We start from the raw sequence: 8,700 nt of genomic DNA, 5'->3' as shown, positions 1-8,700 counted from the left end.
GACATCATTGCCTCAAACGTCTCCGGTCGCACCCCACATAAACGCTTAAATTCTGATGGTTTTAGGTGTTTGACAGTATTGTAGCTCATAGTTTTAATCTACTTATCTCACCTTTCCCTACCCTTTTGCAAGAGGTCTATTCTTTCTGCTGGCGTAATTCTAACTCACTCGTTCGTGGTAGCCGCTACAACTCAGCCACAACAAGTCAGTTCTGTGACAAGCGATCGCATTGCCCTTGATGAAAGAGTAAAAAATGAAAACAACTTTTTTGCCTCTCTGCCTGTTTTTACAAAACAAGAGAGTCGAGCGAAAAACCGTCGAAAAGCTTTCGATAGGCTCATTGAGTCGGTGAGTGCAGTTAGGATAATCGAGCTAAATTTTACTTGGGATACTAATTCGCCGCTGTTTCCGACAAATACCCCTTACTCAATTAGTCTATTAGCGAGACACACTCAGACTTTTGGTACGGTTTCGGGTGGAATTGGCTTTGCCACAGATAAGATGGATTTTAGCGGACAACATGGCGCACCCACTATCGATGCGATCGGTCATATCTCAAATAATCTCAAGTTATTTGGGGACATAGATGCTGCAACTAGCGAAAGCGATCTGGGACTGACAAAGCTAGGAGTCGAAGCCTACCCGAAAGAGCAGTTTGTCAACCGAGCAGTTTTACTGGATGTTGCCCGTTTCAAAGGAGTGGAGACACTTGCAGCGGGACAGGAGATTACTGTTGCAGATCTAGAAGCAACGACGCGAGCGGAAGGAGTTGAAATTCAATCGGGTGACTCAGTATTGATTAGGACTGGCTATGGGAAGTTTTTTAACACCGATCCGACAAAGTTTTCAGAACCTCTTCCAGGTCCAGGCGAAGCAGCGGCTCGTTGGCTGGCGAAGAAGAAAGTTTTTTTGGTAGGGGACGATCAGTTAGTCTTTGAGGTGCTTCCCGCCACAGGAACGGTCTTTCCAGTGCATCGCACGCTCATTGCAGATAACGGAATCTACATTGTAGAAAATTTAAATCTAGAAGAGTTATCACAAGCATTGGCTCAAGAGGGCGTTTACGAGTTTCCTTTAGTACTGAATCCACCTAGAATCAGAGGTGCGACAGGAGCTGCGGTTAATTCGTTTGCAATACTACCGGGTTAAGCAGTTCATATTGACAATCTGCTGATTCCAACAATAAGGGGCATTGCACCGCTACTGTAAAGCGGACACAACACCCCTTATACTGCCTATGTTTAAATTTTTCCTGTCTTCTGTCTCCTAGCTTCTACAAAATTAGAAGGTTTCTGTACCCCAGCCAGGAGCTTTTTTGGCTGCTGTCAAAATAAAAGCTGCTAGATTTTCCACTTGTGCTTGTGTCAACCAGCTTTCAGGGACTTCGCGACACCAGTAAGTTTCCTCGCTGCCGTCGTAAGTCATTGGTTTACGCATATAAGCAACTAAACCGTTAATATTGTCCCGCGATGGCATAGCTCCTTTCAGCTTTTCTAAAGAGAGTGAAACTTCTGGAAAAGATATGGTACTGCCACCGACATGACAAGTCTGGCAGCTTTGTGAAAAAGACTGCTTCCCTTGGGATATTTCTTCTGGTGAAAACGAACGAGTCTCGCGATCGCTCACTTCCAAATCGATTGGCTCAGTGACATGTAAATACCGAGCCACGTAGGAGTCAATCGCAGCTTGAGCAGGAGTACTTGGCAGCAGTAGCACTCCCAGGCAAACTATGAGAGAAAAAAACAGACAGCCAAACAATCTATTGGTCATTGGTCATTCGTCATTGGTCATTGGTCATCAGTCGTTGGTAAAAAACTAAGGACTAATGACTTAATAATAGATTTTGCCGCCTCCCCACTTGTCACCCAAAATCTTCGGTTGAAGCAGAACATGTCCGGCGATCGCTGTTAAGTCCTCATCCCGTAAATTTCTCATCGCTGGATAAATATCCGCACTCTTGACACTGGGATGTATTTCGGCAATTTCCTCCTCTCCGTCATAGGTAGTAGGATTTTTCATATAATCCACCAACCCTTCAATGTTGTTGCGGGATGGAGAAGCTCCGGCTAGACTTTCCGGGTCTAGCCCGACGTTTTGGTTAGTCTTGGTTACACCACCAACGTGACACTGAGCGCAGGCGTCGTTAAATAGGCGTTTGCCTTCCTGCACCTGTTTGAGGCTCAGTACCGTAGTGTCGCCTTTGTCATTCAGTGGCACTGTACGGATAGCTTCGCTCATCTCAACTGCGGCGGCGCTGCCAACAACTAGCCCAAATGCTAACATCACAGTCGCCATTACTAGCCCGATTAATCTTTTGAACATGGTTCTCCTAAAATTTGAACGCTCAACACAGCACTTGTTACAGTTTGCTCAATCTCTATTTCGATTTCACTGACGATCGCTAGCCTCAGAGCTTTGCCTTTGAGACAAAATTTGACTGATAACTGCCTTAGCATCTTCCAAAGCTAGACGGGTCTGAGGATTTTGATAAGCTATTCCCAAGCGATCGCACAAAACCATGACCTCCACTGCGGGAAGGTTATAGTCCGCTGCGATTTCTGCAATGGACAAATCGGCAAAACCCATAATGAACGATTGTTTAGAAACAATTAGAGATTGAGACAGACGCTCTAATTATGTATGAATACCATGTCACTGCACAATTTGTTTCCTAAACCTTGAAGAGATAAGAGGAGCAAGGAGCGAGGAGTGAGGAGCGAGGGACGAAGGAAAGGGCTAGTTTATGAATTTTATGTAAAAAATTTTAAACTTACTGGGTTGCAGTATACACTCATGCCACATTCAGGATGGCAACGATTGGTATTGAAGAGATAGAGAGGAGCGATTTCCCCTGCCCTCACTCCTCGCTACTCGCTCCTATTTCAGCTAGAAATACTCGAACTCAGAGCTATGCCTTCTATATGTACCAGATTTGGAGCAGTAGTAAGTGGTTGATGTAGGGCGATCAACTGAGCCAAAGTTTTCTTAAGTTGGGTACGAGGAACGATCGCATCGACGAAACCGTGTTCTATTACGTCTTCAGCCGTTTGGAAATTATCTGGGAGTTTTTGACGCAGGGTTTGCTCGATCACCCGTCGTCCGGCAAAACCGATTGTTGCTTTTGGTTCTGCCAAGATGATGTCGCCTAACATGGCAAAACTCGCTGTGACACCGCCAGTTGTTGGATTGGTTAACACTGGAATATATAACAATTGGTCAGCGCGATGGCGTTCTAAGGCGGCGGAAATTTTTGCCATTTGCATCAAGCTGAGCATTGCCTCTTGCATTCTCGCACCACCAGAGGCACAGACAATTACTACAGGATATCGCTTCTGGGTTGCTTGTTCGATCAAACGGGTGAGTTTTTCACCTACCACCGAACCCATACTACCGCCGAGAAAGCGAAAATCCATTACGCCAAGGGCTGCTGGTAAACCGTCAATTTGACCGAAACCTGTTTGCACGGCATCATTTAAACCAGTTTTTTCTTGATATTCCCGCAAGCGATCGCTATAGGCTTTGCGATCGCGAAATTGTAGTGGATCGGCGGGACGCAAATTCTCATCAATCGGTTTCCAGGTATTGGCATCGATCAACTGGCGGATACGTTCGTTGCTATCTACCCGCATATGATGCCCGCATTCCAAACAAACCATTTGATTTGCCATCAAATCCTTGTTGTAAGCCAGAACCCCGCATTCAGGGCATTTATTCCACAATCCATCAGCAATATCACGCTCGTGGCGTTCTTGACTAATAGAACCAGATTTGCGGCGATTGGCAAACCAGTCAAGTAAAGACATTAAACCGCGAGATTCGTCGTTAGTAGCCATGTTTATCTCGATCTTCTACCAGTTATGAAATTTGTAAACAGCGTTTATGCCCTACACTTCTAGTTTCTGTAACTTCGCTACCTTATTTTGGGTACTTTAGTTACTCTCGTGTTATTAAACTTAAACTTAGATATTCTGACATTTTTTAGTGCTAATTTACTCCTCTTCGCTCGGACTCAATAGCAGTAAGGCAGTCCACCGATCCTTTGCATAGACTTGCAAAGCGGCAGGACTGCCTGCACCAAAATAGCTTGTACTACCCAAATCTAATATCCGCGTCGGGATGCCATGCGCCTCTAGGATTTGTTGCATTAGCTCCGCTTCCCAACGCCAGCTCGTAGTTCTTAGCGTCATCCAGTTCACAAGATTATGTTACCAGAATCAGGAGCGAGGAGTGAGGAGTGAGGAGTGAGGAGTGAGTGGTGCGTGGCGTGGGAAGTGTGGGGAGTGTGGGGAGTGTGGGAGCTGAGGGAGAGTCGCGGAGAAAGAAATTTAATATCTCCACACCCCACACCCCATTCTTCACTGGTCACTGGTTACTGATAACTGTTCCCTGCTCCCTGCTCCCTACTCCCTACATAGTCGGAAACATCAACCGCAAGTAAGTCGAAAGAATGGCTTCACCAGCAAACACGGTGATGACTGCGCCGAGGGCGAGAAAGGGACCGAAAGGCATTGGTTGGCGGCGATGGAGTATACCAAGGGCGATCGCACCTCCACCGACAAATGCACCCAAAGCACAAGCCAGAAAACCCGATAAGAGTAAATATTTCCAGCCCAACCAAGCACCCATCATGGCGGCTAATTTCGCATCTCCTCCACCCATTGCGGTTTGTCCGAGACAGATGGAACTCACGATGATAATGGCATCAAATAACCAAATTCCTAATACAGCTCCAATCGCACCAACCATGAGTTGATGAATTGCTCCTGCCCAAGTGCCTTGAATTAAATAACCCATAGCTAGTTGAAATACCAAACCCAGAACTAATCCCGATTGTGTGAGGGGGTTGGGCAATGTCATTGTATCTAGATCGATCAGCGATAGTGCCAGCAACCAACTTGCAAAAGCCCAATAACCGAGGGTTTGAGCTGAAATATCAAACGTCCAAAAAATTGATAAAAATAGCAGTCCCGTGACTGCTTCAATAATTGGATAGCGAATGGAAATTGGATTTTTACAGTACTTACAGCGCCCTTGCAGTAACAACCACCCTAGCACTGGTAAATTTTCTTTTCCTAGCCGATGCAAGCAATGAGGGCAGCGAGAAGGCGGGTAGAGAACGGATAACCCTGCTGGTACGCGATAAACTACAACATTGATGAAGCTACCAATAGACGCTCCAAGAGCAAAAACTATAACTGCAACTGGTATGGCAAGGAGAGTGTCCATTTATGAGGGGTAAAAAATCGGGGGTAAGGGGTAAGAGTGCAGTAAGTTCTGACTTACGACTTACGACTTACGACTTACGACTTAACTTATGGGTTTTCTGCTTCGATTTGGGTGATGGGGATGAAGCGTTCTTGGGGTAACAGGATCGGTTGAGTGGAAAAGAGCACCTTACCCTGATAAGTTAATTGATTGACAACAACTCCTGATGGGCGCTTGGCATTTGAGGCGTGGGTTTCGCAGTAGTCGCGGTAAATTTGACGAGCTACTTTCAAGATTGTAGGGTCGATCAACACAGGGTAATTTAGGGGATGAGAGGGGTCTTCAGTTCTCCGCGATCCAGCATATACCACAAAATTGCTCCATCTCTATCTAAAATTATTCTTAAGTTATAGCTGGTGCATCTAGGTTTGTCACCCTTTTTAGTTGTCAGTTGTCAGTTATCAATGAAGAATCACTACCAATGACTAATGACTAATGACCAATGACAAATAACCAATTACCTGTCACCCTTTGGTTAATTCCTCAATCAGTGCTTTACCCATTGCCCGACAGCCTAGTAAATTCATACCAGGGGACATGATATCGCCCGTGCGATCGCCTCTGTCTAAAACTCTTAATACTGCTTGCTCGATGCGATCGGCTGCTTCTGGTTGGTTTAAGCCGTAGCGTAACATCATAGCAGCACTGAGAACTTGTGCTAGAGGATTTGCTTTGTCTTGTCCGGCAATGTCGGGGGCGGAACCGTGGACGGGTTCGTAAACTCCTGCACCACTAGCACCTAGACTAGCGGAGGGTAACATCCCGATACTACCTGTCAGCATAGCTGCTTCGTCTGAGAGAATATCACCGAAAAGGTTGCCTGTAACTATTGTGTCGAATTGTTTCGGGTTACGGACTAGCTGCATGGCGGCGTTATCAACATACATGTGGGTGAGTTCGACATCGGGATATTCTGAGGCAAGGGCGGTGATGCGATCGCGCCACAGTTGAGAGACTTCCAACACGTTCGCCTTATCCACAGAACAGAGTTTGTTCCTGCGTTTTTGAGCTGTTTCAAATGCGACTCGTCCGATGCGATCGATTTCTGACTCAGCGTAAGCCATCGTATTGACTCCCCGCTTTTCTCCCGTTTCAGTAGCAAAAATACCTTTGGGTTGTCCGAAGTATATGCCCCCTGTCAGTTCTCGCACCACCATAATATCTACCCCTTCTACGACTTCTCGCTTCAAGCTAGAAGCATCAATCAGTTGTGGCAGAATCTTGGCGGGGCGCAAATTGGCAAATAGACCTAAACCCGCCCGCAGTCCTAATAGCCCTGTTTCTGGGCGCTGATGGCGCGGTAGATTGTCCCATTTATAACCGCCGATCGCGGCTAATAGTACCGCATCGCTGTTACGACAAATCTCCAATGTTTTCTCTGGTAGGGGTTCGCCTGTAGCATCAATAGCTGCACCACCAATTAAGGCTTCCTGAAATGCAAAGCCGATGTTTAGTTGTTCTCCTACCAGTTTCAGCACCTCTACCGCTACTTGGATGATTTCGGGACCAATGCCATCTCCAGGTAAAAGCGCGATTCGGTATTGCTGCTGTGACATATTGGATGATTTGGATAAAGACTTATAGGGTTAACTATAGTAGCAGGGAAGTGTCTGCAAAAGATGTTGAAAAAGTTGGTAAAATATCGAGTCTCGCCGCATGAAAATAGCAACCTCACAACCAACAACTGTCTTCACGTAGCTTGCTTCCCCGTAGGCGGAACGCCTTGCCGAAGGCTTGGGGTAATGTAGCGCAGCGTTGACTGTCAACTACACTCGGCATTTAACCCTACTGACAAAATAGATCCAAGCAAGCTAAGCTATCCGATAATGAAGTTGCGTTCATGGCGCTGACTCACCCTTGTCTCCCAAACTTAGCACCCATGCTCAACGAACTGGCAATTCGCACTTGTGGGCTGACGAAACAATTTGACCGCCACATTGCGGTGAACGATGTCGATTTACAAGTTCAGGCTGGGGAAGTCTACGGCTTAATTGGACCGAACGGTGCAGGTAAAACAACGCTAATTCGGATGTTAGCAGCAGCCGAGGAACCAACTAAGGGAGAAATATACATCAATGGCGATCGCTTAGTGGGCGATCGCGATAATTCTATCCTCAAGCAACGCCTGGGGTATTTACCCGACGACTTTCCCCTCTACGACGATCTCACCGTTTGGGACTACCTAGACTATTTTGCGCGGCTGTACAAGTTGAAAGAACCGCGCCGCAGTCAACGCTTGCGAGAAGTCTTAGAACTCGTCCAATTGAGTCAAAAACGCCGCAGTTTAATTGCTACCCTGTCGCGGGGGATGAAGCAACGCCTGAGTTTGGCAAGAACAATCATCCACGAACCGATTGTATTACTATTAGACGAACCCGTTTCGGGACTTGACCCGATCGCCCGAAGGCAATTTCGGGAAATTATTAGGGTATTGCAAGAAGCGGGAATGACGATTTTGATTTCATCCCATGTTTTAAGCGACTTAGCAGAGTTATGCACTTCCGTGGGCATTATGGAGTTGGGCTTTTTGGTCGAAAGTACAACCTTGAGTCAGTTATATCAGCGACTCGCCCGCCAGCAAATTTTCTTAACAACCTTGGGAGAAATCGAAAGATTAACAGCAGAATTGAATAATCACGTCCTTGTAGCGGGATGGGAGGTGTTACCAGGAGGACAGCGGGTGCAGATAGATTTTACTGGAAATCAGGAAGACTGTGCGGATTTATTGCGATCGCTGGTTGCCGCTGGCGTTCCTTTATCTGAATTTCATTGTACTCAGGAAGACTTGGAAACAATTTTCCTCAAACTAGGACACCAGCAAGCGTCTTAACTAGGGAGTAGGGAGTAGGGAGTAGGGAGTAGGGTAAGAGAGCTGGGAGAGCAACTCCCAATTCACAATGAACCCACCACTCACCACTCACTACTCACCACTTTCCACTACTCATTAATTCGGAGATTTATTCTTATGAGATTAAGTTGGATAGACAAATTGGGGGATAAAAACCCTCAGTTGTTGCGGGAGATTAAAGGGAGATTTAAACCGCGCAATTTAGTTATTTCGACAGTTATTTCTTTACTGGGACAATTTTTCTTATTTCGCATATTTCAAGCAAAATTACCATCGGCTAGTCAAGGTTGGTCAATGCCAACTCGTCATCCTTTATGTACTGGCGAGCAGTGGGAATATTCTATACCTGAATGTCTCACAGATGCGGCGGGAAATCTTTTGATTAATTGGCAGATGTGGTGGTGGGATGTATTTTACACTGTCAGTAAGTTTGGTGTTTTTGCCCTCATTTTAGCAGGGACTTACATGCTGATTAGTGACTTAGCTAATGAAGAACGTCGAGACACACTCAATTTTATTCGCCTCAGCCCTCAATCAGCTAAAAGTATTTTAATTGGTAAACTATTGGGTGTACCAAGTTTGCTGTA

General features: G+C 46.0%; 11 protein-coding genes and 1 pseudogene. 3 read left to right on the top strand and 9 right to left on the bottom strand.

The features are described from left to right. Positions 1-174 precede the first annotated feature (174 nt). Complete coding sequence (locus ACRC32_RS24425) at positions 175-1,149, top strand: cyclase family protein (protein ID WP_438556405.1); 975 nt, start codon at positions 175-177, stop codon at positions 1,147-1,149. Between the two features lie 132 nt (positions 1,150-1,281). Here the strand turns inward: ACRC32_RS24425 and psbV2 are convergent, their stop codons facing one another. The 9 genes from psbV2 to leuB form a co-directional block, all read right to left on the bottom strand. Then, complete coding sequence (gene psbV2 / locus ACRC32_RS24420; RefSeq protein ID WP_052289969.1) at positions 1,282-1,770, bottom strand: photosystem II cytochrome PsbV2; 489 nt, start codon at positions 1,768-1,770, stop codon at positions 1,282-1,284. Positions 1,771-1,830: 60 nt separating this feature from the next. Beyond that, a complete protein-coding gene (psbV, locus tag ACRC32_RS24415) occupies positions 1,831-2,322 on the bottom strand; it encodes a photosystem II cytochrome c-550 (protein WP_438556404.1) in 492 nt (163 codons plus the stop codon). A 66-nt stretch (positions 2,323-2,388) separates the two neighbouring features. Next, positions 2,389-2,586, bottom strand: a complete 198-nt coding sequence (locus ACRC32_RS24410) for a translation initiation factor IF-2 (protein ID WP_438556403.1) — start codon at positions 2,584-2,586, stop codon at positions 2,389-2,391. 296 nt (positions 2,587-2,882) lie between these two features. Further along, positions 2,883-3,833, bottom strand: a complete 951-nt coding sequence (gene accD / locus ACRC32_RS24405; protein ID WP_438556402.1) for an acetyl-CoA carboxylase, carboxyltransferase subunit beta — start codon at positions 3,831-3,833, stop codon at positions 2,883-2,885. A 156-nt stretch (positions 3,834-3,989) separates the two neighbouring features. Beyond that, entirely contained in the window at positions 3,990-4,196 is a 207-nt protein-coding gene (locus ACRC32_RS24400; protein WP_438556401.1) for a putative signal transducing protein, read from the bottom strand. Beyond that, on the bottom strand, positions 4,193-4,366 hold the full coding sequence (locus ACRC32_RS24395; protein WP_438556400.1) for a hypothetical protein: 174 nt from the start codon (positions 4,364-4,366) through the stop codon (positions 4,193-4,195). The genes ACRC32_RS24400 and ACRC32_RS24395 overlap by 4 nt, the downstream gene beginning before the upstream one ends. Positions 4,367-4,407: 41 nt before the next feature. Then, positions 4,408-5,226, bottom strand: coding sequence for a prepilin peptidase (locus tag ACRC32_RS24390; protein ID WP_438556399.1), 819 nt, complete (start codon positions 5,224-5,226; stop codon positions 4,408-4,410). Between the two features lie 86 nt (positions 5,227-5,312). Next, complete coding sequence (locus ACRC32_RS24385; protein ID WP_438556398.1) at positions 5,313-5,576, bottom strand: hypothetical protein; 264 nt, start codon at positions 5,574-5,576, stop codon at positions 5,313-5,315. Between the two features lie 153 nt (positions 5,577-5,729). Further along, positions 5,730-6,821: a 3-isopropylmalate dehydrogenase gene (gene leuB, locus ACRC32_RS24380; protein WP_438556397.1), complete on the bottom strand. Its 1,092-nt coding sequence runs from the start codon at positions 6,819-6,821 to the stop codon at positions 5,730-5,732. Between the two features lie 323 nt (positions 6,822-7,144). Between leuB and ACRC32_RS24375 the strand changes: the two genes are divergently transcribed. Beyond that, positions 7,145-8,095, top strand: a complete 951-nt coding sequence (locus ACRC32_RS24375) for an ABC transporter ATP-binding protein (protein ID WP_438556406.1) — start codon at positions 7,145-7,147, stop codon at positions 8,093-8,095. Positions 8,096-8,254: 159 nt separating this feature from the next. Further along, positions 8,255-8,700: pseudogene (locus tag ACRC32_RS24370) on the top strand (hypothetical protein); the annotation flags it as partial.

This window comes from Chroococcidiopsis sp. (genome assembly GCF_051657925.1).
Lineage (GTDB): Bacteria > Cyanobacteriota > Cyanobacteriia > Cyanobacteriales > Chroococcidiopsidaceae > Chroococcidiopsis.
The sequence above is the reverse complement of the archived record's forward strand: the minus strand, read 5'-3'. Positions and strand labels throughout refer to the sequence as shown.